Origin of the sequence: Gemmatimonas sp., assembly GCF_021298855.1 — a bacterium.
GTDB lineage: Bacteria > Gemmatimonadota > Gemmatimonadetes > Gemmatimonadales > Gemmatimonadaceae > Gemmatimonas.
This window is the reverse complement of sequence record NZ_JAJTHI010000004.1, coordinates 110,022-133,898: the sequence shown is the minus strand read 5'-3', so window position 1 is coordinate 133,898 and position 23,877 is coordinate 110,022. Positions and strand designations below refer to the sequence as shown.

General features: G+C 68.7%; 21 protein-coding genes and 2 pseudogenes. 7 read left to right on the top strand and 16 right to left on the bottom strand.

What is annotated here, in order from left to right:
• The 4 genes and pseudogenes from LW840_RS01300 to puhC all read left to right on the top strand — a co-directional run.
• Positions 1-582: PucC family protein (locus LW840_RS01300; RefSeq protein ID WP_291276288.1), on the top strand; the 582-nt coding region annotated here is incomplete at its 5' end.
• 29 nt (positions 583-611) lie between these two features.
• Positions 612-1,357, top strand: a pseudogene (gene puhA / locus LW840_RS01295) (photosynthetic reaction center subunit H).
• 2 nt (positions 1,358-1,359) lie between these two features.
• Positions 1,360-2,049 (top strand): photosynthetic complex putative assembly protein PuhB, encoded by a 690-nt coding sequence (gene puhB, locus LW840_RS01290; RefSeq protein WP_291268308.1) that lies wholly within the window; start codon positions 1,360-1,362, stop codon positions 2,047-2,049.
• A 1-nt stretch (position 2,050) separates the two neighbouring features.
• Entirely contained in the window at positions 2,051-2,590 is a 540-nt protein-coding gene (gene puhC / locus LW840_RS01285; protein ID WP_291268307.1) for a photosynthetic complex assembly protein PuhC, read from the top strand.
• 115 nt (positions 2,591-2,705) lie between these two features.
• Here the strand turns inward: puhC and LW840_RS01280 are convergent, their stop codons facing one another.
• The 11 genes and pseudogenes from LW840_RS01280 to pufB form a co-directional block, all read right to left on the bottom strand.
• On the bottom strand, positions 2,706-4,610 hold the full coding sequence (locus LW840_RS01280) for a hypothetical protein (protein ID WP_291268306.1): 1,905 nt from the start codon (positions 4,608-4,610) through the stop codon (positions 2,706-2,708).
• A 13-nt stretch (positions 4,611-4,623) separates the two neighbouring features.
• Positions 4,624-5,952, bottom strand: a complete 1,329-nt coding sequence (locus tag LW840_RS01275) for a hypothetical protein (protein WP_291276287.1) — start codon at positions 5,950-5,952, stop codon at positions 4,624-4,626.
• A 70-nt stretch (positions 5,953-6,022) separates the two neighbouring features.
• On the bottom strand, positions 6,023-7,435 hold the full coding sequence (locus LW840_RS01270) for a lipopolysaccharide kinase InaA family protein (RefSeq protein WP_291276286.1): 1,413 nt from the start codon (positions 7,433-7,435) through the stop codon (positions 6,023-6,025).
• An 11-nt stretch (positions 7,436-7,446) separates the two neighbouring features.
• Positions 7,447-8,406 (bottom strand): PP2C family serine/threonine-protein phosphatase, encoded by a 960-nt coding sequence (locus tag LW840_RS01265; protein ID WP_291268303.1) that lies wholly within the window; start codon positions 8,404-8,406, stop codon positions 7,447-7,449.
• Positions 8,407-8,511: 105 nt separating this feature from the next.
• Positions 8,512-9,153, bottom strand: coding sequence for a VWA domain-containing protein (locus tag LW840_RS01260; protein WP_291262569.1), 642 nt, complete (start codon positions 9,151-9,153; stop codon positions 8,512-8,514).
• Positions 9,154-9,358: 205 nt separating this feature from the next.
• Positions 9,359-10,396: a photosynthetic reaction center cytochrome PufC gene (gene pufC, locus LW840_RS01255; RefSeq protein ID WP_291276285.1), complete on the bottom strand. Its 1,038-nt coding sequence runs from the start codon at positions 10,394-10,396 to the stop codon at positions 9,359-9,361.
• 275 nt (positions 10,397-10,671) lie between these two features.
• Positions 10,672-11,577: pseudogene (pufM, locus tag LW840_RS01250) on the bottom strand (photosynthetic reaction center subunit M); the annotation flags it as partial.
• 12 nt (positions 11,578-11,589) lie between these two features.
• Positions 11,590-12,414, bottom strand: coding sequence for a photosynthetic reaction center subunit L (pufL, locus tag LW840_RS01245; RefSeq protein WP_291262572.1), 825 nt, complete (start codon positions 12,412-12,414; stop codon positions 11,590-11,592).
• 169 nt (positions 12,415-12,583) lie between these two features.
• On the bottom strand, positions 12,584-12,799 hold the full coding sequence (gene pufA / locus LW840_RS01240; protein WP_291262573.1) for a light-harvesting antenna LH1, alpha subunit: 216 nt from the start codon (positions 12,797-12,799) through the stop codon (positions 12,584-12,586).
• A 9-nt stretch (positions 12,800-12,808) separates the two neighbouring features.
• The gene (locus LW840_RS01235) at positions 12,809-12,958 is read right to left on the bottom strand and encodes a hypothetical protein (RefSeq protein WP_291276284.1); all 150 of its coding nucleotides are present in this window, start codon (positions 12,956-12,958) and stop codon (positions 12,809-12,811) included.
• Between the two features lie 41 nt (positions 12,959-12,999).
• On the bottom strand, positions 13,000-13,134 hold the full coding sequence (pufB, locus tag LW840_RS01230; protein ID WP_291262575.1) for a light-harvesting antenna LH1, beta subunit: 135 nt from the start codon (positions 13,132-13,134) through the stop codon (positions 13,000-13,002).
• A 189-nt stretch (positions 13,135-13,323) separates the two neighbouring features.
• On the opposite strand from pufB, the gene bchO reads away from it, so the two are divergent.
• Positions 13,324-14,190, top strand: a complete 867-nt coding sequence (gene bchO / locus LW840_RS01225; RefSeq protein WP_291262576.1) for an alpha/beta fold hydrolase BchO — start codon at positions 13,324-13,326, stop codon at positions 14,188-14,190.
• Between the two features lie 112 nt (positions 14,191-14,302).
• Here bchO and bchZ read toward each other — a convergent pair whose 3' ends face one another.
• The 5 genes from bchZ to LW840_RS01200 all read right to left on the bottom strand — a co-directional run bounded on the left by bchZ (position 14,303) and on the right by LW840_RS01200 (position 20,780).
• A complete protein-coding gene (bchZ, locus tag LW840_RS01220; RefSeq protein WP_291276283.1) occupies positions 14,303-15,760 on the bottom strand; it encodes a chlorophyllide a reductase subunit Z in 1,458 nt (485 codons plus the stop codon).
• Complete coding sequence (gene bchY / locus LW840_RS01215) at positions 15,760-17,319, bottom strand: chlorophyllide a reductase subunit Y (RefSeq protein ID WP_343213842.1); 1,560 nt, start codon at positions 17,317-17,319, stop codon at positions 15,760-15,762. The genes bchZ and bchY overlap by 1 nt, the downstream gene beginning before the upstream one ends.
• Before the next feature lie 88 nt (positions 17,320-17,407).
• Positions 17,408-18,403 (bottom strand): chlorophyllide a reductase iron protein subunit X, encoded by a 996-nt coding sequence (locus LW840_RS01210; RefSeq protein WP_291266789.1) that lies wholly within the window; start codon positions 18,401-18,403, stop codon positions 17,408-17,410.
• Entirely contained in the window at positions 18,400-19,353 is a 954-nt protein-coding gene (gene bchC / locus LW840_RS01205) for a chlorophyll synthesis pathway protein BchC (protein WP_291266788.1), read from the bottom strand. Before bchC ends, LW840_RS01210 begins: the two co-directional genes overlap by 4 nt.
• Positions 19,354-19,556: 203 nt before the next feature.
• Positions 19,557-20,780 carry a methyltransferase gene (locus tag LW840_RS01200; protein WP_291276281.1) on the bottom strand — a complete coding sequence of 408 codons (1,224 nt, stop codon included), beginning with the start codon at positions 20,778-20,780 and terminating at the stop codon, positions 19,557-19,559.
• Between the two features lie 174 nt (positions 20,781-20,954).
• On the opposite strand from LW840_RS01200, the gene bchI reads away from it, so the two are divergent.
• Together bchI and LW840_RS01190 are read left to right on the top strand one after the other, a co-directional pair.
• Positions 20,955-22,010, top strand: a complete 1,056-nt coding sequence (gene bchI, locus LW840_RS01195) for a magnesium chelatase ATPase subunit I (protein WP_291276280.1) — start codon at positions 20,955-20,957, stop codon at positions 22,008-22,010.
• Positions 21,991-23,868: a magnesium chelatase subunit D gene (locus LW840_RS01190; protein WP_291276279.1), complete on the top strand. Its 1,878-nt coding sequence runs from the start codon at positions 21,991-21,993 to the stop codon at positions 23,866-23,868. The genes bchI and LW840_RS01190 overlap by 20 nt, the downstream gene beginning before the upstream one ends.
• Positions 23,869-23,877 lie beyond the last annotated feature (9 nt).

The window sequence follows — 23,877 nt, the reverse complement described above, 5'->3', positions numbered from 1 at the left end:
GGGGAAATCCTCAAGTTCACCGTGGCCGAAACGACGGCGCTCACGGCCATCATGGCCTTCGGCGCGGTCATTGCCTTCGCCTGGTCGGCCAACGTCATGCGGGCCAACACCGATCCCATCAAGCTGGCGTCACACGGGGCGATCGTGGGCATTCTGGGGTTCGCCCTCATTGCGGCCGCCAGCTTCACCCGGTCGGCATTCCTGTTCCGCGTGGGCGTCATGATGATCGGCTTCGGGGAAGGGTTGTTCGGGGTGGGGACGCTGTCCTACGCCATGAACATCCGCGATGCCTCGCAGCACGGCATTGCGCTGGGCGCGTGGGGGGCGGTGTTCGCCACCGCAGAAGGGCTGTCATTTGCCGTGAGTGGCATCGCCAAGGACTGGCTGTCCCACCTGGTGAGCCAGGGCGCGCTGGGGGCCGGCATCACCAGCCCCGCTGCACCCTACACCATGGTGTACCTCACGGAAGTCGTCGTGCTGCTGGCGACGCTCATCCCGTTGTTCTCCCTGCTCCGGCGCGAGCCGGTCCAGGATGCTGTAGATTCCAGCCGTTCATTCGGTCTCGCCGATATTCCGGCCTGATCGGTAACCCTCCGCACCGGAGCCGTCTCATGATGGAGTACATCGATGGTGCCCAGATCGCGCTGTATGCGTTCTGGCTGTTCTTCTTCGGCCTGATCATCTATCTCCGCCGCGAAGACAAGCGCGAGGGCTACCCGCTCGAGTCGCCGCAGGGGCCGCGTGAGGGGTGGCCGAAGCCCGGCGCGAAGAAGACGTACATTCACCGCGATCACAGCGAGGGCGCGCACTGATGTCCGACGTCACGTTCGTACCAGCCGACAATTACAACGGCTCGCCCATCGTCCCGACGGGTGACCCGATGATCGACGGGGTCGGGCCGGCCGCGTGGGCCACCGATCGCCGCGACGAGCCCGATCTCACCTATCACGGGGCTCCCAAGATCGTGCCGATGCGCCTCGATCCCACCTACTCGGTGGCCAAGGGCGATCCCGATCCGCGCGGCCTTCCCGTCATCGCCGCCGACAAGCAGGTGGCCGGCACGGTGGTCGATCTGTGGGTGAATCGCTCGGAGCCGCAGGTCTCGTACTACGAGGTGCAGCTCGCCAACGCCGAGCGGCGGGTGCTGTTGCCGGTCGGGTACGTGCAGTGGCCCAACTTCGGCCTCTGGGGCAACGACAAGCTGCTGGTGAAGTCGATCACCGCGGCCCAGTTCGCCAACGTGCCGGCCACCAAGCGCGACGACCAGATCACGCTGCTCGAGGAAGATCGCATCGGCGCGTACTACGCCGGTGGTCACCTGTACGCGTTCGCCGAACGCGCGCAGCCCATCATCTGATTATGAGCCAGCTGGAAGGCGGCACGCCGACGGCGCCAGCAGCGCCACAGTACATTCGCGGCGTGCCGCACCCGCTCCCCGACGGCGAGCGTCTGCTGTGGGAGGGCGCACCGTCCATGAAGGCGGTGGCCACACACGTATTCCACTGGCGTCTCGTGGCGGTGTATTTCGCAGGGATGCTCGCGCTGTGGGCCATCTCCACCGAGCACGAACCGGGGAGCGAGGTGTACGTGGCCAGCGCCGTGGTCCGTGTGGCCCTGGCGGCGTTCGTCATGCTGGCGGCGCTCGGACTCTCGCGCGCCGTCGCCACCACCTCGTGGTATGCCATCACCACCCACCGCGTGGTGATGCGCGTAGGCATGGCCTTTCCCATGTCCATCAATATTCCCTTCAAGCTGCTCGAATCGGCCGGGGTCGGCACCTTCAAGGATGGCACGGGGCAGGTCACCATGACGCTGCAAAAGGGGAGTCGCATCGCGTACATCGCGCTGTGGCCGCACTGCCGCGTCTTCCGCGTCACGCATCCCGAGCCGGTGTTGCGCGGGCTCGAGGAGCCGCAGCGCGTGGCGCAGATCCTCTCGCAGGCCGTGGCCTCCTATGCCGAGGCCGACGCGGACACGCGGGTGGAGCGCAATGGGCCTGCCGAGCGCATGAACGGCGGACTGAGCATGCCCTCGCCGGCGAGCGTGTAGCGTGAGCCAGCAACAGCCGGGCATCATCTTCGAGCCGGAACCGGGAGAACGTCCCGGCGGGGCCCCGCCGCTCGTCGTGCCCAAGCCGGCGCTGCAGATGGCGGGGCTGCTCATCGCCACCGTCTTTGCCCTCGCCATCGCCGCCCGCTTCTTCGGCTTCGGTGCGTTCCGCGAGGTGCCCACCACCGTCCTCATCGAACGGTCGCTGCGCTTCGAGGATGCGCCCAATCAGGGCATCACCGTCATCGACGCTACGACCAACAAGGTCGCGGTGGTGCTGGCGCCCGGGAGCAACGGCTTCCTGCGTGGGGCGCTGCGCGCCCTCACCCGCAGCCGCCGCGCCGCCGGTGTTGGGGCGATTGCGCCCTTCCGACTCGTGCGCTACACCGACGGCCGCCTGGTGCTGCACGATGATGCCACCGGCCAGCAGGTCACGATCACCAGCTTCGGCCCCACGCAGATCGAAAGCTTCGACAACCTGCTCAAGGAAAAGCCGGGACCGGGACCGACCGTGGCCCCGCCCTTCGTCCCCGTCCGCTGAGAAGTGAGATCGCCGAGCTGAGTGGCCGCGGTGATGGGTGAGGCGGAGACGCGATCCGGGCTCAACTCTTTGCCTGCGGACTCACCTCTTCCACTCACCGCTCGGGTCTCGCCCCTCACTTCTCCCGCAGGCCCGCCGCCTTGACGGTCACGTTGCACGTCATTTCGCCCGTCCGCAGTCGCCGGTAGAACACGATGTTCACCGTGAGGTCGAGCGCGCCGGCCGCGTCGAATCGCCCGTGCAATCGCGTGGTGAGCGCCGTCATGGTGCGCGCCTGGTCCGGCACGATGCGGAAGGTGCTCGCGAAGTAGCCGTCGGGGTCCACGTTCGAGGGGAAGAGGTCGCCTCCCTGAAACGCTACGGCGAGGGTGTCCGCCCCCGGCAGGTGCGTGACCACGGCCAGGTCCTCGGCGTTGGGGGGGCGGGTCCACACCTGCGTGCATTCGGGCGAGCCCACCGCGGAGGCTGCGGCGTACCGAATGCGATACCGGCCGGCCACGCCGCGGGCACGCACCCCGCTTGCGGGGGCGCGCTGCTCTGCGGCCTTGGCGCGCGCGGCCGCCGTGGCCGGAGCCTTTCCCGGCCCGAGTGCCGCCGCGGCATTGGCGCCTTCCGCGCGGAATCGCACCACGGTGCCGAACTCGGTGATGATCTCGGCGATGTCGTCCTTGCGGTATTCATGACGCAGCCCCGTGCGCATGTCGCGGAAGATCACCGTGCCGGCGCGCACCACATCCACCCGCCCCCGCATCGTCTCGCCGCTCACGAAGTGCAATTCGTCGAAGGTGATGGGCGTGGCCGACGACGGCGTCTGCATGCGGCGCCCTTCGCCGGCGGCACGACGTGCCGGCTGCACGAAGACCATGCGCCCACTGTCGGCGCCGGTCGCCAGCAGCCCACGCGTAATGGAGGGGACTCCCGGCTTCTCCGGCGCGAGAATCGTCACGCCGCCGGTGAGCGCCGGTGACACGGTGCGCGCACTGGTGGGATCGGCGCCGGCGGGGAGCCGCCGGTCGGGCACGGTGGGGAAGCCCCCCGCCCCAGTCGCGACGGCGCCGCCCGCCAGGGGCAGCCCTGCGGGACGCCTCACCGGCTCACCCGGCACATCGGCGGTGGAGACGAGCGGACGCGTCACCTCGGTGTCCTCGAGCGAGGGCATGGGCGCCGACATCGCCGCCGACGGGCTGTTGGCTGGCGCGCCGGAGAGCCTCGCCGGCTGGGCGGGGGGCGCGACGCCCGCAGACACGGGCGCTTCCGGATCGCGCCCAGGCGCAGTGCCGGTCACATTGGCCACAGCCACGCGCCCCACGATTCCCAGCGCCATGACGCAGAGGGTGGCGAAGAGTGCCTTGGGAATCCACGCGGGTACAGTGCTTCCACCGCCTCCAGAGGGCGTCCGCGGCGTGTACGACGGATTGAAGTGCGTCGGAGGGGAAACGGTGCTGCGCGGCGTTCCGCGGGCTCCAGCGGGCTGCTGAAGCCCTTTTCCGGCCATGCCGGCGCCGCCGCGCGCGCGCGGCAGTGTGGCGGGGGCTGTCGGGGTACCGGCCATGGCGGCGGCCACGGCCCGCGCCGCCTGCGAGGCCTGCGCGCCTGCGGCCGCGGCCCCCGCGTTGAGCCGCGCGGCCATGGCCGACATGGACTCGCGCTTGGGGGGCGGTGCCACGCGCACTTGTGACTCGTCGATGACCCGCAATGCATACGCCCACGACTCCACCGCCCAGCGGGCCATCTCGGGTTGCACGAACCGTTCGCGGCTCCATTGCAGCACGAAGGGGGCGACCATGGCGTCGAAGCGCCCGGTGTCCACCGCGCCCGACGGCAACCGGTCGCGCCAGCCGCGTCGCAGCGCCTCGATGAGGAATTCGGCCAGCGGCCGCGCATCACTCCCGGTGTGATCGAGCAACCGGTTGCGGAGCACGAACAGCGAGGGCGCGTCCCAGCGGGCAGGGCTTTCGTCAACGAGGGTGCGCAGCGCATCACGCATGCGCACCCGGGGATCGAGGGGGGAGGCCATCATGCCCCCGCGCCCCTCACGGCAGGCGTCGGCGCCCGGTCAGTTCGGCAGTCACGACACACGTCTGAATCTTGCCCCAACGGAGAATGGCATCGGTGTGAGTTACGCTCTCCCCGGTGAAGCCATCCGGCCCGAACCGGCCGCGCATCTGGAAACGCCAGTTCACGTTGTTCGTGGTGCCGGCCCGCGGTTCCGAGACGAACGTGCCGTCGCGGTCGAGCGTTCCTGCCACGCGCCGTGTGCTGAGCACGAACGTGGGCGCGCCTGGCGTGTGCACCACGCGTTCCTCCGACTCGCGCCCGTTGGCGAGGGCCTGGGCCACGGCGTCGCAACTGGTGCTCCCGCTCACATCGCGCACGCGTTGCGTGACCAGGTAGCTCCCCGCCACACCGGTTTCGCGTACCGGAAGGCCGGGCGGGAAGGCCTTCACGCCCGGGATATCGGGCCGCTCGCGGCTGTCGTCCGGAGACGCCAGCGGGCGCACGGTGGTGTCCACCGGAGGCGCCGCTGCAGCAGCGGCCACTATCGCGGTCGCCGCCGCTTCCGGTGCGGGGGCAGGGGCGGCCGGTGCCAGTGCGCCCTCGGCCACTGGCATAGCGTCTGCCGGCGCGGGGGCATCGGGGCGCTTCCGAAACTCGTTGAGCAGCCCGCCGGTGATCAGCACCAGCAGCAGTGCCAGTATGAGGGCCGCGAAACGCTCCGCCGGCTGAAAACGCGGCCCGGAGACCGGCGCGCCGCGCACCACCACGCGGCCGCTCTGGGCCATCGCCGCGAGGGTGGAGGCCTTGGGTTTCTGCCCCACCCGGAAGGACACCGGGCCGCCGGCCCAGCTTGGCGTCTGCCTGAGTGCTGCCGGTACCTGCTGTGGCGCGAGCACGCGGGGCTGGGGCGCAGCGGCGTGAGCGGACGGTGCCGTCGCACTGGCCGGCCGTGCGGCCGCTAAGCCCGCGGCTGCGGCCGCGCCCGGCGCGGCGGCCGACTCGAGTGACGGCGGCGCCACCACGCTCGCCGGCACGATGCCAAGCAGCTGCCCCCAGACGTCCACGGCCCAGCGCGCCACATCGGGCTGGAGATAGCGCGTGGAGACCAGCCGGTGCACCAGCGGTGCCCGTGCGTGGACCCACGAGCCAGCGGTCTGCGGCGGCAGTGACGCCAGAGGCGGGCGCACCACGCGGCCGAGGTCGATGACCAGCTCCACGAGCGGCCGATAGTCGCTCCCGCACTCGTCGAGCACACGCCCCACCTCGGCGCGCGTTGGCGAGGCCGGATCCGCCACGCCCGGCCACACCGCCACGAAGGCGGCGCAAACACGGGCGAAGGCATCGGCGGACGAGGCGGTGGACATGACCTGGGGAGACGAACGGGACGCGAGGGCGGTTCAGCGGCTCGGGCAGTCCTGAGGCCGGGCTGGCACGTTACAGCGTGCCGATGCGCAGCACCCGCGCGGGCGATTCGTCGCCGATACGCACCGTGAGACCACTCACGAGCTCGAGCGAGGCATTGCGGCCGATGGACGGCCCGTCCACCACGTGCCAGGGCGTGGCACTGGTGTTCACCATCCACCACTTGCCGGCATGTTGCGCCACGTACCCGCGTGCGGTGCGATCGGCCTTCTCGTTGGGCAGGGTGCCCACCCGCAGGTGCCAGTCATGCAGCGCCAGGTGATGAAAGAGCACGAACAGGTCCTGCTCGTCGACGACGCCCTGCGGTGTGTCGCGCAACAGATGCGCCACCAGCACCGGCCCCGACAATCGTTCGTCGCCGGTGAGTGACGCGTTGGGCAACCCCGATCCCACGAGGGTCCACTTGCCGCTGGGCAGGGGATGCAGCCGCTGCATCGTGCGGTACAGCGCCGCCTCCCACTCGGCGGCATCCGCGCGCTTGCCCGGCGTGTGCAGGCCATCGACGAAGGTGCGGGTGAAGCACTGCGCCAGATGCGGACCCAGTCGGGCAAAGGGAACGGTAATGGGCGCGTGCGGCGGATTGCGGCGGTCGGTGGGGTGCTCGATGAACAGCGCCCGGGCGCCCATCGACAGCTGCTCATCCTCCTCGGCCGACCGCGTGCTGTTCACGCGCTTGCCTTGCAACGGGTGGCGTTGCAGCAGCAGTTCGTACAGCAGCACGGCGAGGGCGTGCTTGTCGGTGGCGATGCTGGGCTGCGCCTTGTTCGCGAGCACTTCGGGCGCGATGTAGCCGGGGGTGCCGAGCACGCTTGGCGGCGCCACGCCCGGCACCACGAGCGAATCGATGTCGATGATGCAGGCATCGCCCCCCTTGGGGTCGACCAGCACGTTCTTGTTCGAGAGGTCCGCGTGGGCGAGACCGGCCATGTGCAACCGCCGGACGGCCCGTGCCAGCCGCACCGCCACCTGCAGCCGCGTGAGCAACGTCCCCGTTTCCGCCTGCGGCACGAACTTCGAGGCCTTGCCGCCGGTGAACCAGCGCACCTCCTTCTCCTGCCTGCTGCCGAAGCGATCGCTGAAGTAGAAGTTGCCGCGGTAGGTGGGCGTGACGACGGCCAGGGGGGGCCAGACCAACTGCTGCCGCTGCGCAAACGCCTGCGGGATGGCCTGTGCCCCATCTACCATGCCCACCGGCCAGCAGAAGTACGGCGACCAGTACGCGCCGTTGGCCGCCAGGGTGGGGTTGTAGTTGGTGAGAATGCGCGTCAGCCGATCGACCCGTTCGCGCCGGTCGCTCAACGTGCCGTAGTAGAAGCCCACGGCAAACTGTCGATCGCGCGTGAGGAACACGCGTTTTTCCGCACCGGTGCCCACCGGTTCATCGTCCAGCTGCAGCGTGCGCCCATCGGTGAGGCGGCAGTGCACGGTCCCCATGTTCAGGCGCCCGCGGGGCGCACGCCGGCCGTGGCCACGAAGGCATCGGTGTACGCGAGGCACAGCGTGCGGTCGTCGTTTTCGCCGCGCTTCTCGAAGGCCAGCCATTCGGCCAGGGCGTGCACGGGGTCGGCGGCGCCCAGCACCGAGTCGGTCCACGCCGGTACGAATGAGGCGGGCATGGCGGCGTCCAACGCGGCATGGCGCCCGGTGGCGAGCAGCTGCATCAGGGGCTTGGCGAAGCGGGTGAACGGATACCACGGGTCCTCCACGCCGTCGCTGGCAAGCAGCACCGCCGCCACGTTGTCGGCCGGCAGGAGGCGCACGGAGGTCTGCAGCACGTCGAGCGCGCCATCGTCGGGGAGGAAGTGCGCCACCTCGCCCGAGTAGTCACCGGTGGCAACGGCCTGCGGGTGGGACAGGGTGCCGTCGTTGTGCAGCACGGCCATGGCCCCGTCACCCACCTGCATCACGGCGAGGGTGCGGCCATGCCGCGCGGCCACGAGCAGCGTGGTGCGCAGTTCACGGGGGGCGAGGCCGGCTTGGGTCGCGAACGCGCGCTGCCGGTCGTGCACCGCCTGCGCGGCCTGCCGCATGGCGGGACCAAGCGCCGCGGCCGGCGCACTGCCGGGCGCAAGCGCCTCGCGCAGGGCGTGCGTGACCGTGTGCGTTGCGAGCGCGCTGCCGAGGCGGCTGTAGGCTGCCGAGCCGGCGCCGTCGGCGATAGCCGCGCACCAGCCATCGGGAAAGTGCACGAGGTGGCCGGCGTCCTCGCGGTGCTCGCCGCGGTGCGCATGCAGCCGTCCGCGTCGCGAAGAGAGCAGCAGCGACCATGGCGCAGCGCGCAGGTGCACGCCGGTGGCCTCGTGTACGGCCGCCGCCTGTCCGCCGTCAGGCAGTCCCGGCGCGAGCCGTTCGAGATGCTCGCGCCATTCGTCGGGACACCACGGGCTGGTGGGCACGACCGCATTCCACGTGGGTCGGACGGGGGCGACCTCGGTGGCCGTAGCCTCGGACGGCGTGTCGTCTGGGCGGGGAGTGGATTCCACGGTGCTGCGGATCGTGCCTTACGGTACGATCGTGATGCCGGGCGGCGGCGGCGGCAGCGTAATGCTTCCCCCATCAGCCACGGCCCCGACCTTGGCGCTCGTCTGCTTCACGCTGGCCGACACGAAGCGGAAGAAGGCCTTGAACGCATCGGGGGACATGTCCTGCATCTGGATGACGATCTCGGTGACCTGCTTGAGCACCTCGACGTCGGCCTGATCGCCGCAGGCCACGGCGATGATGTTGGCCGGGCGCCGCTCCCGCAGCTGCTGCGCGTACACCGGCCAGTCGACATCGGTGGGGGCGCCATCGGAGAGGATGAACACCAGCGGACGCCAATCCCCCTTCTGCTCGGCGGTGGTGCGCATGATCTCGCGGTCGAAGCTCTCGAGCAGCAGGCGCAGGCCGTCGCCGAAGTTCGTCGAGCCGCTCGCCACCAGGTCGGGCGGGTTGAACATCGCCACTTCGGTGAGCGGCACCAGCTGCTGTGCCGAGTTGGAGAAGGTGAGGACCGAGAGATACGCGCTTTCGATGGCCTGCGGGTCGCCCAGCAGGTCGCGGTGCAGTTGGCGGATCCCCGACTTCACCGATTCGATGGGGGTACCCTGCATCGAACCGGATACGTCGGCAAGGATGTACACGGGCAGACGGCGCGTAGACACGGCAGGACTCGGATGGAGAGGGTGGAACAGGTGAGGACGCCCGGGCATCGGCATGGACCCCGGGTCAACGCACGACTAATGCGAAAGAGCGGATGACGGTTTCTGCCGTGCCGGAAGCAGTAACCCCGCGACGCCGGTGAGGCGCCGCGGGGTTGGCCGCGCGGCGGGCCGGAGGCCCTGTGCGCGGAGCTGAAGCGTGTGGAGGTCAGTTCATGCCGACCGGTGCGGCCGGCACCGTCTTGGCGCTGGTCCGCTGCGCCGGCGCGGCTACGGGAGCCGCCACGGTGCTGTCACGCTTGGTGGTATCCGCCGCCATGGTCATGATCCCCGGGAAGGGGGTTCCGTTCCAGTCGGCGCGTCCCCAGAGGGCCGGGAAGTCCTTGGCCATCTGGGCCCCGTACAGCGGCTTGTAGGCCCCGTTGTGGCAGGTGACGCACTGGGCCTTGGGCGCATCGCCCATGGCGCCAAGGCGCACCGCGGGATAGACCGGCTGCAGCGGCGCCAGGTAGTTCTGGTTCACGTCGCGCAGCATGAGGATGCCGTGATAGGCGGTCACACGCTGCGGCGGCGCTTCCCGCCACGAGGAGAACTGGCGGGTGTTGTGGCAGTACGTGCAGTTCACGCCGAGGGAGCGCGACTGCGAGATCATGAGCGCGTACGTCCACTCCGTCTGCTTCACCGAACTCCGGTTGACACTGGCCGGCGCGACGGTCTGGCTGATCACGCGCGCGCCATCCCGGTCGAGGTAGTGCCGCAGGTAGTCGGTCTGGCTCGAGTAGAACCAGAGGCCGTTGGGCAACGGCTTGCCCATGTGGCAGGTGTAGCAGGTGACGCCGGTGTTCTTCACGTGCTGCGTGTACTGGCCGTTGATCTGCCGCGTCATCTGGAGCATGCGGCGGGCGACCAGCTTGGTGTACAGCGGCTTGCCGTTGGGCAAGGTGTCGTCCTGGAAGGCGGCGACGTTGTGGCAGTAGGCGCAGTTGCCCGTGCCCGCCACCCAGGTGCTCATCGCGATCATGGTGCGGTTGAACTCCGCCACGCTGATGTCGTTGAGCACCTGCACGTTCTTCCAGGGGAGCGGACCCGGCGGGGATTCACCGGCCGGCGGCGGACTCTGCGGAATCTTGACCTGGGCGAACTTGGCCTTGAGATCGCCGTGGTCGTAGCCCTGCTCCATGGCGGTACCGCGGTATCCCACCTGCACCGTGTCCACGGCCGCGTCGCCACAGGCCCCGAGGGCCATCAGGGCGAGGGGGACGCAGGCCGCGGTGACCCATCGACGTGCGGACTTCACTGGACACCTCCCGACTTCGTGGAATCGGTCTTCAGCGAGTCGACCGTGAGCGAGTCCGCCATGAGGGAATCCACGGCAACGGGCGCTTCCGCCGTATCGGGCATGGTCGCGTTTTGCGGCACGACATACGACGGGAAGGAATCGGGGGCGGTGCCCTGATACCGGCCACGCAGCAGGTCGGCCTGTTCCGGTGTGAGCTGGTTCTGCGCCGGGTACGGCGCCACGAGCCCGTGCTTCACGCCCCACAGGTACCAGTTGTCGACCACGGTGCCGGTGAGGAGGATGCCGATGCCGCCCGTGAAGGTGGTGAGCACCGCGAACCACCAGGACCAGCGGTGGATCGACTCCATGGTGGCGTTGAAGCCCATGCACCAGCGCCAGAAGAGCATCGAGCGTTCGGCCGCCGTGCCGCGGTCGGTGATCTGCTCGATTTCGCGCTCACCGCCCATGCGGGCCACGGCCAGGATGGTGGCACCGTGCATCGCGAAGAGCACGGCGGAGCCGTACAGGAAGGCGATGGAGAGGGCGTGGAACGGATTGTAGTACAGGTTGCCGTAGCGGATCGAGAACGCCGACGTCCAGTCGAGGTGCGGGAAGATGCCGAAGGGCACCATCTCGCTCCAGCTGCCAACGAGCAGCGGCTGGAAGAAGAACGTGGAGTAGAGGAAGATCGCGCTGGCGAAGGCCCACGGGAGATGCGTGCCCATCTTGAGGGCGCGCGCCCGGCGGTACACCCGCACCCACCAGAGGATGATGCTGAGGGTGAGGAAGAAGCCGGCCATGAGGTACCAGCCACCCTGATTGAGCGGCGGGATGCGCAGCCCGTACTGCGGGGGCGGCGGCTCGAGGGCCAGCCACGGAAGCTGGCGGATGAACTCCACCGGATCCCAGCCCACCGAGGCCCACATGTTGAGGCCGATGATCTCGAAGGCGATGAAGCCGAAGATCAGCGACAGCACCCCGGCCCAGCCCAGGTAGATCGGGCCGATCTGCGCGTCGCCGAACTTGCCGGCGAGATACGAGAAGGTGGGGGTGCCGTACCGCGTGCCCGTCGATTCGTCGATCGGGATCCCCGCTTCGGGGAGCGTCCGGACCTGGACGCGCGTGAACAGATTCTGGTATTCAAGCATGGTGACTGGGCCTCACTTCCAGATGGGGAGGTTGAGCCACCAGCTCCACCACTCGGGCCAGCCCTTCGTCCAGAAGGGACCGGAGATCACGATGCAGATGGCACTCCAGACCGCCGCGCCGACCGCGAGGAACAGGCCGAGGCGGTGAATGCCGATTGCGCCGATCGAGTAGCCGACCAGGTCGCGGAAGAAGACGTTCTCCTGTTCACTCGTTCCGACGGGCGTACCCTTCGGCGGATTGGTCACCGAGAGGATGAGCGAGCCGTGCATCGCGAGCGCGAGGCAGTTCGTGAAGAAGAACGTCACGGCGATCATGTGCGCCGGATTGTAGTGGAAGTGGAGGTACTGGTACCCCACGTTCGACACCCAGTCCAGGTGCGAGAAGATGCCGTACGGAAAGCCATGCCCCCACGCGCCCAGCAGCAGCGGGCGAATGACGACCAGCGTCACGTAGGCCAGCACGGCACCGCCGTACGCCCACGGGATGTGCATGCCCATGCCGAGTTTTCGGGCAATCTCGGCCTGACGCAACGCCCAGGAGCCGAAGGCTCCGATGGCGCACAAGGTGATGATCTGCCACAAGCCCCCCTCACGCATCGGCGCGAGGCCGAGTCCGTACTTGAGGTCGGGCGGGGCAATGTTGATCTGCCACAGGTTCCACGTCGGCCCCATCGCCGCGCCCCACACGCACAAGAGCGTGCCAAGCGTGACGAAGATGATCGTCGTGACACCAAAGAAGCCCACGTAGAACGGACCGAACCAGAAATCGAAAAGATCTCCGCCGATCAGCGTACCACCGCGGACACGGTACTTCTTCTCGAAGCTCAGCATCGCCATGGGCGATATCTCCGGACGCGCAGAGAAAAGGCAGCGGGGGGAATTGCGGCTGCGAATTACCAGGGAACTGCCAGCAACTGCCTAGGAAAATGCGAACGTTTTGCGTCGGCCGGGGCTGGCGTCGCACTGACACGTGCGAAACGCCAGCCCGGCGACGACGCGCGACGCTTTACCGGCCGGGCGGGAGCGGCGACATCTCTGCCGCCGCCGCCGGAGCCGACGCCCCGACGGGCGCCTGATCAGCGCCGAGCGTCCCGTTCTCGATCCACGAGTAACGCTGCGAGCTGAGCAGGATGAAGTGAATCACCAGCGCGAGCACGGCGAGGAAGCCAACCATGGCCACCAGCACGCGCCGCGGGTCATACATCAACCAGATGCGATGCATGGGTACTCCTTACTTGGTGGCGGCCGCGGGCGTCGCGTACTTGGCCTTGAGGGTCCCGGGCCAATTGAACTGCCCGAAGGCCCAGATGTGAAGCACTAGCACGCAACCGACCAGAAACGTGCCGAGCGCGCTCATGATGAGGTTCGGATCGTTACCCATCCAGATTCTGTGCATAATCTCTCCAGCCTCGAATCAGAGGGTTAGAACCACGGACGCCACGACCACGCGAGGAAATGCGCGACCGCAGCAACAACGACGTAGCCCATGGTGCCGGTCACCATGTAGCCGTGGAAGCGACGCGCCTCTTCCTCGGTCATTCCGCCCTTTTCCGACATCTCTGCCTCCAAAGGAACTGACAGATGCTACCGCGCTCCGCCCGCGCGGCTGGGATGCCACCCGAGTAACGGGCAGCGAGTCTTGAACTACGGGGTGTAAACTGGACCTTACGGTTCAATGCGTCAAGAAGAATTTACGGTTTCCGACGCACCAATTTCATGACACCCGCCAAACCCCACATTCCCGACATGATCCCTCTGGACTGGCCACTCCGCGACCACTCCGAATTCCATATGCTGGACGGCCTCACCTGGCACGTCCAGCGGTCGGGACGCCCCGCCGATGCCGCCCCCACGGTCCTGCTCATGCACGGCACCGGCGGCAGCACCCACTCCTGGGCCGGCGTCGTGCCAGCCCTCCACGGCCACTATCACGTGGTCAACATCGATCTCCCCGGCCACGGCTTCACCGAGGTCCCCGCGCCCGTCGAACGGGCCCGCAATCCCTACAGCCTGGCCGGCATGTCGCGCCTGCTGCACGCCCTGCTCGACGGCATCGGCGTCCGACCGCAGGTGGTGGTGGGGCACTCTGCCGGTGTGTCCGTGCTGCTGCGCATGGTGCTCGACGGCTACCTGGCGCCTGCGCGGCTGCTCGGCGTCTGCCCGGCGCTCGTGCCCCCGCCCGCATGGTATGTGGCACTCATCGCGCCCGTGCTGGGGCGTGTGCTCGAAACCGACGCCGTGGCCGGCACCACCGCCCGCCTCGCCGCACAAACCCGCCTCATCGCGCACATGCTCGCCAGCACCGGCACCACGCTCACCGCCCCGCAGGCCGCGCGCTATCGCCAGCTCTGCTCCCGCCCCGCGCACGTGCACGCGGCCATCGCCATGATGGCGCGCTGGGACCTGCCCGCGCTCTTTCGCGACGTGGGCGTGCTGCGCACGCCCGTGCAGCTCATCGCCGCGCGCGGGGATCGCTGGATTCCACTCACTGCCCTGCGGCGCGCCGTGGCGCGCATTCCGGGGGTGACGCTGACCGTGGAGGAGGGAGGGCACCTGCTGCCGGAGGAAAGGCCGGAGGTGATCGTTCACGCCCTGTGCGCGAACGCCGACTAGCCACCAACACCGCGGCAAAACATACCGCGCAAACGCGCCAGCGGAACCGCAGTCCGCTGGCGCGTTCGGCACTACCGGGCCCCGCGGGCGGGGCACCCCACCGGAAGCCGCACTACGCCGTGGCCCCTTGCAGCGTGCGCCGGCTGGCCAGGACGTGATCGCGGGTCACGACACCGTCGCCCAACTCCCGCGCATCCTTCTCCGCCGCATCACGCAGCCGCTTCGCGGCCGAAATGCGAATGAGAATGGGGAACCCTTCGCACAGCTCGTCGAACGTTGCCTTGGCCTCGTCGTCCCACGGCAGCTCCTGGTGCAGCCGCGCCGGGGTGGCGTCGATCTTGTCCATCTCCGTGCCCAGCGGCAGGATGTGGAAGAGCGCGTCGAACAGCTGGTTGCACACTTCCTGCACGATGTACGTGGCCCCACTGTACCCCATGAACGGGGTGCCGGTGTGCCGGCGGATGATCGCCCCCGGGAACGACGCCGGGATGTACATCGAACGGGACCCCTGTTCCGCCAGGTACATGCGCTCGTTGTAGCTGCCGAACATGATGAGCGGCGGCTTCGACTTGATGGCGTCCTTCACTGCCTGGTTGTCCGGCTTCACGCCGGGACGCCGCGCGAAGCTGAAGGCGCAGGGCAGCCCCATCTCCGTCTCGAGAAAGTGCCGCACGCCGCGGGCATACGTCTCGTTGGCCACGATCGCGAAGCTCGCCGTGCCGAAGAAGTCCTGCGTGACCGAACGCCACAGGTCCCACAGCGGCTTGATCGTGGTGTGCTTCTCCTTCTCGATGAAGGGCTCGGGGTCGAGTCCCAGCAGCTGGCCCAGCGAGCGCAGGAACTTGGTGGTGCTGTGCAGGCCGATCGGCGCCTGCAGGTACGGCACCTCGAGATCCTCGCACAGCAGGCGCCCGAACTCGCGGTACAGGCAGATGTTCACGTCCGCATCCACCAGCCGCGGAATGTCCTGCATGTGGCTCCCCAGCGGGAACACCATGTTGATCTCGGCCCCGATCCCCTCGACAAGACGACGGATCTCGTGCAGGTCACTGGCCGTGTTGAAGTAGCCGTAGATGGGGCCGATGAGGTTCACGCGCGGCTTGTCGCCGGGCTGCTTCTCCCGCTTCTTGGGGCGCACGCCCTTCTTGAGGCCGTACTCCGTCCACAGCCAGTACATGGCGCGGTTGGCCGCCTGCCACTGGTCTTCGTCGATGGTGCGCGGCAGGAAGCGCTGGATATTCGTCCCTTCCGGCGTCACGCCACCGCCGATCATCTCGGCGATCGAGCCGGTCACCACCACGCTGGGCAGTTCGGGGTCGAGCGTGCTGTGCGCCCGCTTCATCGCGCCTTCGGTGCCGTGCTGCCCCAGCTCCTCCTCGGCGAGGCCGGTCACCACGATCGGCAGCTCGTGCGGCGGCAGCGCGTCGGTGTAGTGCAGGACCGACGTGACCGGAAGATTTTCACATCCGACCGGACCGTCGATCACCACCTGCATCCCCTTGATGGCGGTGAAGACATACACCGCCCCCCAGTAGCCGCCGGCGCGATCCAGATCGAGAATCAGCGACATCAGACCATCTCCTCGGCCTTGCGCGCGCGATTGAGCTTCGCGATGTGGCGCTTGTAGTGCTCGCGAAACTCCGGCTTGTCCTGCGGCACGTCTTCCCACACACCGGCCCGATAGCCGCTGCCCACGTCGCCGAAGAACGCCTTCATTTCGTCGAACCGCGTCTTGTTGCCGATGGCGGCGTTCACCACCTGCGCCAGCGAGCCGGCGCCGGCAGGGCCCATGAGCGGACGTGCCGAAATGAGGTTGGTGAAGTACAGCGCCGGGATGGTGAGTTCCTTGGCTTTCTGCACGACCGGGGTGGTACCAATGGCGAGATCAGGCTGGAACTCCTCCATGGCCGCACAATCCTGTTCGAGCGACGCGCGATACTGGATGTGCACCCCCTTTGCTTCGAGCCATTCGCGATCGGCCTCGCTGTACGGCGTGCGCGGGCAGGCGGTGCCCACGTAGCGCACATCGGCGCCGCTCTCCACGAGCAGGCGCGCCACCAGCAGCTCCGAGCCTTCGTAGCCTGACATTGTGATGCGCCCCTTGATGGGCATGGCCGAGAGCGCGCCCTTGATGGCGGGAAGGATGCGGTTCTTGGTGGCGTCGATGAGCTCCTGCGACACGTTGGCGGCCCGGCCGATGTTCTCGAGCCACGCGGCCGTGCCTTCGTAGCCGACCGGCGCCGAGCCCACGATGGGCCGCCCGGCCGCTTCGAATTCACGGAAGCTGGCCACGTAGAACGGGTGAATGGCCGCCGCCACGGTGCAGTCGAGCGCCGCGTACAGCTCGCGCCACTCGCGCGTGGGGACCACCGGACCGGCCGCCAGACCCAGGCCGTCGAGCATCATGCCAATGCCGACCGGGTCGGCCGGGAACATCTCGCCGATGAGCGTGACGGTGGGCTTGGCCGCCCGCCCGCCGCGTGGGGCCTGCACCGGCCCCTGCTCGGCCTCGAGCCGGGCGTACTTGAGCATCGCCCCCGCGAGCACGTCCTTGGCTTCCGCATGCGTGGGCACGCCGAAGCCGGGCACGTCGATCCCGATGATGCGGACGCCGTTGATCTCCTTGGGGAGGATCTGCAGCGGCACACCGGACGCCGTGGGCACGCACAGGTTGGTGATCACGATGGCGTCGTACAGGGCGGGGTCGGCCATCTTGAACACCGCGTCGCGGATGTCCTCGAACAGCTGCCCCGTCACGAGCGTCTCGCTGTTGAAGGGCACGTAGCCCACGGTGCGACGCGCGCCGTAGAAATGGCTCGTGAAGGTGAGCCCGTACACGCAGCAGGCCGATCCGCTGAGGATGGTGGCGGTGCGGCGCATGCGCAGCCCCACGCGCAGCGACCCGAAGGCGGGACACATGCTCTGCGGCTGGTCGTGCGGTCCCTTCGGATAGTCGGCCGCATACCGGTCGAGCACCTCGCTCTTGCCCGCCGCGCGCGCCGCTTCGAGCATCTGCTCCTTCCCGGAATGGCACCCCAGCCCATCGGCCTGCGTGGCGGCCAGATTGACGGGCTGCCCATTGACCACCGGCAGCGGCTTGCCCGATGGGCCGCTCGGAGCGCACCCCATGCCGCCCGGCGCATCCGCGTCGTTCAGCATGGGTACCTCCGAGACGGCATCGTACACGACTTCCTGGTTCTCAGCCATGCGATCGCCCTCAGACGGCATCGTAGACGACTTCGAGCGTCGGCTTCACGAGCTCTTCCTTGCCGACCATGTCGAACATGGTGGCCGGCTCCATCACGAAGTCGCGCCCGGTGGTTTCGGCCGAGAAGAGGCCGAGGAGCTGATCCTGGGTCTGCGGCTTGGGGCGTACCGGCGGGGCGTCAGCCACATTCTGCGCGAGCTCGGCAAAGAGCGCGCCCCACTCGCCATCGGGCTTGCCGATGATTTCGTAGCTGGCGCTCTTGCGGCGGATGTCCTCGTGGGCGGGAATCGCGGCGAGCACCGGAATGCCGGCATTCCGGGCGAACGCCTGCGCTTCGCCGGTGCCGTCGTCCTTGTTGATCACCATGCCGGCCACGCCCACGTTGCCACCCAGCTTGCGGAAGTACTCCACCGCGCTGCAGACGTTGTTGGCCACGTACAGCGACTGCAGGTCGTTCGAGCCGACCACGATGACCTTCTGGCACATGTCGCGCGCAATGGGCAGGCCGAAGCCGCCGCACACCACGTCGCCGAGGAAGTCGAGCAGCACGTAGTCGAAGCCCCAGTCGTGGAAGCCGAGCTTCTCGAGCGTTTCGAACCCATGGATGATGCCGCGGCCACCGCAGCCGCGGCCGACCTCGGGACCACCCAGCTCCATGGCGTAGACGCCGTCGCGCTTGAAGCAGACGTCGGAGATGGAGACCGCCTCACCGGCCAGCTTCTTGCGGCTGGAGGTTTCGATGATGGTGGGGCAGGCCTTGCCGCCGAAGAGCAGCGACGTGGTGTCGGACTTCGGGTCGCAGCCGATGAGCAGCACCTTCTTGCCCTGCTGCGCCATCATGTACGAGAGATTGGCGAGGGTGAAGCTCTTGCCGATGCCGCCCTTGCCGTAGATCGCGATGATCTGCGTTTCCTTGGTCACCGGGCCCGTGTGCACGGTGTCGACATCCGACGAGGCCTCATCGCGGATGTTCTTGTGCAGCTGGTGCAGACCGTTCTCGCTCATGCAGCAGATCTCCAGTCGAGGATCATCTTGACGCAGTGGGGATCACCGAACGCCGTGGCGTAGGCGTCGGCGGCACGCGCCGCGGGTTCGCGGTGCGTGATGAGGCCATCGAGGTCGAGGCGTCCGCTGTTGGCGAACGCCGTGATGGCGGTGAGGTCCTGCTCCTTCCATTGCGCCGCAATGCGGATGCGCGCTTCGCGCAGGAACGCGGGCGGGAAGGTGAACGACACGGGCTCGCTGTAGAAGCCGCCGAGGACGATCTCGCCCCCGGGCATGAGCTTGTTGACCAGCGTGTCCATGATGCCGTCGGCGCCACTCACATCGCAAATGACCTTGTAGCCGCGCGTGGTGTCGTCGTCGGGGTGGATGACGGAGTAGCCGCGCGCACCGTCCATGCGAATGGGATTGGTCTCCCATACGGTGGGAGCCGGGGCACCGTAGAGGACACAGAGGCGGGCAATGAGACGGCCCAGGGCACCGTGCCCCACGATGAGCCCCGGCAGCTTGTCGAGGTGATTGGCCGGATCGGGCTCGAGGCAGTGATGCGCCGTGGCCGCGAGCGCGAAGAGCGCCCCCTTCTCCCCCACGTGATCGGCGAGGGGGATGGTTTTGCCGCCGGGCACCACGACGCGCGACGCCTGTCCACCGAACAGGCCACGGGCTTCGTTGAAGCCCTTGGACCCGGGCACGTACACCAGCTGCCCCGGCTCACGCCCCGACTCGGCTCCCGCCTCGAGAATGAGGCCCACCCCTTCGTAGCCGGGCACCAGGGGATAGGCGAGACCAGGGAAGGGGGGCATGCGCCCGGTGAAGAGCAGCTTCTCGGTCCCGGTGCTGATGCCGGAGTACTGCATAGCCACCACGACGTCGGCGGCGGTGGGTTCGACGAGTGTCAGTTCGCGGACGGAAAGCTTCGTCGGTTCTTCGAAGACTACGGCGAGGGTGTTCACGAGTGTACAGTGAAGTTGACAGTGATTGCTGTCAATATCCTGAGCGAGTTGCTCGGGTATGCAGTCCGAGACTGATAGGACGGTTCGGACCGAGCTTCCTAAAGAGGAGCAGGGGGCAGACGGTCAGGCGGAAGGAGAAAGGCGGGGTCCTACGGCCTTCCCCCTGATCCCTTCGCCCTGCGCCCTGGTTCGGCCATCGCGCCCTAGACTTCCGCCACGATGAGCCCCGTCTGGATCGGGAAGCGGGTGGGGAGTTCGCGGCTCCTCCGGAACCCGGCCGTCTGCAGCATCTGGTGCAGCTCGGAGGCCCGGCGCGCGCGCCCCTTGCCCATGGCCATGAGGTAGAACGAGAAGTAGGCGTCGCCCACCGTCTCGGCGCCCTTGGCGCCCGCCAGCGCTTCGGCGATGAGCAGCACCCCGCCCTTGGGCAGCGCGGCCCGTACCCGCTGCAGCAGACGCAGCACCGACAGATCGTCGTGATCGAGCAGCACGCGTACCAGCGAGCAGACATCGGCGCCGGTGGAGAGGGAGTCTGCGTGAAAGTTGCCCCCGAAGCACTGTACCCGGTCGCCGAGGCCGATCTGTTCGAGTCGGGTCCGGGCGCGCGACGCTACTGCCGGCAGGTCGAACAGCTGCAGCTGCAGCCGCAAGTGGCGCGCGCCCACGAGCGACAGGAAGGCGCCCTCCCCGCCGCCGACGTCGAGCAGGCAGTCGTGCTTCGACAGGTCGTAGGCGTCGAGGACATCGTGCGCCACCGGCGGCAGCGTGGCCGCCATGATTTCCGAGTAGGCGGCCACCCGGGAATCGTCGATCGCCTGTGGCCGCGGGGCGTCGGCGTACGACCAGTAGCGCGACAGCTCCGTGCGGAAGTCGGAGCCTTGGCGCAGCAGCGAGACGGGGTCGGCGAGGTCGTGATACGCCATCTTGTGGTGACGGATGAGCGCCGTGACCCCGACATTGCCCACCAGCGGCGCCCCCAACGGCCCCAATCCATAGCGGCCGTGCCGGCGCTTGATCAGCAGGCGCAACGACGTGGCCGCATTGAGCAGGCGCTCGGCACTCGCGATGGGCATCTCGCCGTGGTGGGCGATCTCCTCGATGGTGCGGGCACCATCGGACAGGTAATCGAACAGGTCGATCTCCACGCAGGCATAGAGCGTCTGCGTGTAGACGAACCCCGACACCAGGTCGAACACCTTCCGCGACCGGTAGCGCGTGATGGGGGCCGTGAGCGGAAAGCGCGCGCTCCAGCGCTGGAACTCGTCGGTCGCAACGAGTTTGTACCAGCGATCGCGCACGCGCTCGAACCACGAGGGCGCCAGCGCACGGTCGGTTGCCGGAGCAACCGGGACGAGATCGGCCGTCGCGCGCGGGCGATCGGCGGCCGGAACGGTGGGCGCGGACAGCGCCTGCTCGGGGGGATTCACAGCAGCTAAGCTCGCGCGAGGAAACCGCGGTGTCAAGAAAAGTGTACACCTGCAAGCGCCGGGACTGTCAGGATATTGCGACATAGAATGTCCGGTCCTAACGTCATAGAAACATGGATTTCTCCGGCTGCCCTGCGCCACCCCTGGCCGCCGGTCGATTCTTTCAGGATTCTGATGCGACCTGTGTATCCGTTCAGCGCCATCGTGGGACAGGACGAGATGAAGCTCGCCCTGCTGCTGGTGGCGATCGACCCCTCCATTGGCGGGGTCATGGTGTTTGGCGACCGAGGCACGGGCAAGAGTACCGCGGTCCGTGCGCTGGCTGGGCTGCTGCCGCAGATGAGAGTCGTGCAGGGGTGCAAGTACGGCTGCGATCCGCACTCCACCACCCAGCGCTGCGATGACTGCCTCAAGCGGCTGGCCGACGGGCAGCATCCGCGGGCGCTGCTCGCGCCGGTGCCGGTCGTCGACCTGCCGCTCGGCGCCACCGAAGACCGCGTCGTGGGCGCCCTCGATCTGGAGCGGGCGCTCACGACGGGGGAGAAGGCGTTCGAGCCCGGACTCCTCGCGCGCGCGCACCGTGGCTTCCTGTACGTGGACGAGGTCAACCTCCTCGAAGATCACCTCGTGGACCTGCTGCTCGATGCGGCCGCCACCGGTGAGAACGTGGTGGAACGTGAAGGGGTCAGCGTCCGGCATCCGGCGCGCTTCGTCCTCGTGGGAAGCGGCAACCCGGAAGAGGGGGAGTTGCGGCCGCAGCTGCTCGACCGCTTCGGACTGGCCGTGGATGTGCGCACGCCCACGGTCATCGCGCTGCGCATTGACGTGATCAAGCGGCGCGATGCCTTCGATCGCGATCCCATGGCCTTCCTCGCGCAGTGGCAGAAGGCCGATGCCAAGGTGCGCCGCTCCATCGAGAAGGGGCGGGCTCGCCTCGACGAGTTGTCCGTGCCCGATGCCATCCTCGAGCGCGCCGCGGCGCTCTGCTCGGCATTGGGGACCGACGGACTGCGTGGCGAACTCACGCTGCTCCGCACGACGCGCGCGCTGGCCGCGTTCGAGGGGGCCGACGTGGTCACGCTCGACCATCTGCGGCGCATCGCGCCGATGGCGTTGCGCCATCGCCTGCGCCGCAACGTGCTCGATGACGCCGGCTCCACCACCCGCGTCGAGCGCGCCGTGGCCGAACTCTGGGACACGCCGGCCGGCGATGTCGTCGCCGCAGGCTGACCTGCCCGGCAGCTTCGGCGCCCTCACGGCGCTGTTGCTGGCCGTGGATCCGCACGGGCTGGGAGGCGCCGTGCTCGACCACCCGCTGCACGAGCAGGCGCGCCAGTTCGGGGCCCTCGTGCGGGCGTGGCTGCCCGCGGGCGCCCCACTGCGGCGCGTGCCCGCAGGCGTAACGGCCGACCGCCTGTACGGCGGCGTCGATCTCGCTTCCACCCTCTCGGCCGGCCGGCTCGTCGCGGAGCGCGGGGTGCTGGCGGCGGCCGATGGCGGCGTGCTGGTGCTGCCCATGGCGGAGCGGCTGGCCGTGGCCGCGCGTACGGCACTGTGCGAAGTGCTCGACCACGGGGAAATCACCGTGCAGCGCGACGGGATCGCCGATCGGCATGCCTCGCGTGTCTGCGCGCTGCTGCTCGACGAGTCGGTGGATGAGGAACTCGTGCATCCGGCCCTCGGCGACCGGGTGGCCTTCCGCGTGCGCTTCGATGGCCGCACCAGTGAGGAGCTGGAGTGGATGGCCGACGAATCGGCGGCGCATCATTTCGAGCGGCTCGTGCGTGAGGCACGGGCACGGCTGCCGCAGGTGACCGTGGACGACGCCTGGGCGGCGGCGCTCTGCCAAACGGCTGATGCCTTCGGGGTGGACAGTGTGCGCGCGACGCTCTTTGCGCTGCGCTGCGCTCGCGCCCACGCGGCACTCGACGGCCGTCTGGCGGTCACGGAGGCCGACGCGGAGAAGGCCGCGGCGCTCGTGCTGGCGCCGCGGGCCACGCGGCTGCCGCCACCCCCGCCGCCGCCCGGGGAGGACGAGGCGCAGGGTGACGACTCCGTGCCGCCGGAGCAGGAGGAGACTCCGGAGCAACCGCCCGAGCCCCCGCCGCCGCAGCTGGAGCAGCCGCCTGAGCCCCCCGAGTCGGAGCAGAAGGACAACGACGACGACAGCACACAGCCCACACCCGACAGCGGCGAGTTGCTGCGTGATGCGGTGCAGGCGGCGTTGCCGCCCAACCTGTTGGCGCAACTCGTGCAAAACAGCACGGCGGGATCCATGCAGGGTCGCGTGGGCGAGGAAACGCCCAACCTGCTGCGCGGTCGTCCACGCGGTGCCCGCAGTGGGCTGCCGCGCGGTGGCGCGCGGCTGCATCTGCTGGAGACCCTGCGGGCGGCCGCGCCGTGGCAGCGGGTGCGGGAGCGTAGTGCGGGACCGGCCAGCGCCACGGCGGCACCACGGCCGCGTGTGGCCGTGCGCCGTGAAGACTTCCGCATTCGACGCTTCGTGGAGCGCACCGGCACCACGGTCATCTTCGTGGTGGATGCGTCGGGGTCGTCGGCGCTCTATCGCCTGGCCGAGGCCAAGGGCGCGGTGGAGCTGCTGCTGGCGGAGAGTTACGCCCGACGTGACCGTGTGAGCCTCGTGGCGTTCCGGGGGCAGGGCACCGAGGTCCTGTTGCCCCCCACCCGGGCGCTCGCGCGGGCCAAGAAGGTGCTCGCGGCGCTTCCCGGTGGCGGCGGCACCCCCATGGCACATGCCATCGATGCCGCCCTGGAGCAGGCGATTGCCACGCGGCGCGGCGGCAGCGCGCCACTCGTAGTGATGATGACCGATGGGCGCGCCAACATCGCGCGCGACGGGACGCCGGGGCGCAAGCAGGCCGAAGTGGATGCCCTGGCCGCTGCGGCGCGCTTCGCGTCGCAGCACCTTCCGGCCATGTTCGTGGATACCTCGCCGCGGGGAGAGCTCGTGGCGCGCAAGCTGGCGGAGGCCATGAAGGCGCGCTACATCCTGCTGCCGTCGGCGGATGCGAAGGCGTTGGGAGGACTCGTGAGAACGGCAATGCAGATGGCCGAGGGAGGCGCATGAGCGTGCGGG

What these genes read in the sequence shown, in the direction of transcription:
- puhB (WP_291268308.1), top strand. Translation starts at nt 1,360, where the DNA reads ATGAGCCAGCTGGAAGGCGGCACGCCGACGGCGCCAGCAGCGCCACAG.
- LW840_RS01280 (WP_291268306.1), bottom strand. Translation starts at nt 4,610, where the DNA reads ATGATGGCCTCCCCCCTCGATCCCCGGGTGCGCATGCGTGATGCGCTG.
- LW840_RS01275 (WP_291276287.1), bottom strand. Translation starts at nt 5,952, where the DNA reads ATGTCCACCGCCTCGTCCGCCGATGCCTTCGCCCGTGTTTGCGCCGCC.
- pufC (WP_291276285.1), bottom strand. Translation starts at nt 10,396, where the DNA reads ATGGCCCTCGGGGCCTGTGGCGACGCGGCCGTGGACACGGTGCAGGTG.
- pufL (WP_291262572.1), bottom strand. Translation starts at nt 12,414, where the DNA reads ATGGCGATGCTGAGCTTCGAGAAGAAGTACCGTGTCCGCGGTGGTACG.
- pufA (WP_291262573.1), bottom strand. Translation starts at nt 12,799, where the DNA reads ATGCATCGCATCTGGTTGATGTATGACCCGCGGCGCGTGCTGGTGGCC.
- LW840_RS01235 (WP_291276284.1), bottom strand. Translation starts at nt 12,958, where the DNA reads ATGGGTAACGATCCGAACCTCATCATGAGCGCGCTCGGCACGTTTCTG.
- pufB (WP_291262575.1), bottom strand. Translation starts at nt 13,134, where the DNA reads ATGTCGGAAAAGGGCGGAATGACCGAGGAAGAGGCGCGTCGCTTCCAC.
- bchO (WP_291262576.1), top strand. Translation starts at nt 13,324, where the DNA reads ATGATCCCTCTGGACTGGCCACTCCGCGACCACTCCGAATTCCATATG.
- bchZ (WP_291276283.1), bottom strand. Translation starts at nt 15,760, where the DNA reads ATGTCGCTGATTCTCGATCTGGATCGCGCCGGCGGCTACTGGGGGGCG.
- bchY (WP_343213842.1), bottom strand. Translation starts at nt 17,319, where the DNA reads ATGGGGTGCGCTCCGAGCGGCCCATCGGGCAAGCCGCTGCCGGTGGTC.
- LW840_RS01210 (WP_291266789.1), bottom strand. Translation starts at nt 18,403, where the DNA reads ATGAGCGAGAACGGTCTGCACCAGCTGCACAAGAACATCCGCGATGAG.
- bchI (WP_291276280.1), top strand. Translation starts at nt 20,955, where the DNA reads ATGCGACCTGTGTATCCGTTCAGCGCCATCGTGGGACAGGACGAGATG.
- LW840_RS01190 (WP_291276279.1), top strand. Translation starts at nt 21,991, where the DNA reads ATGTCGTCGCCGCAGGCTGACCTGCCCGGCAGCTTCGGCGCCCTCACG.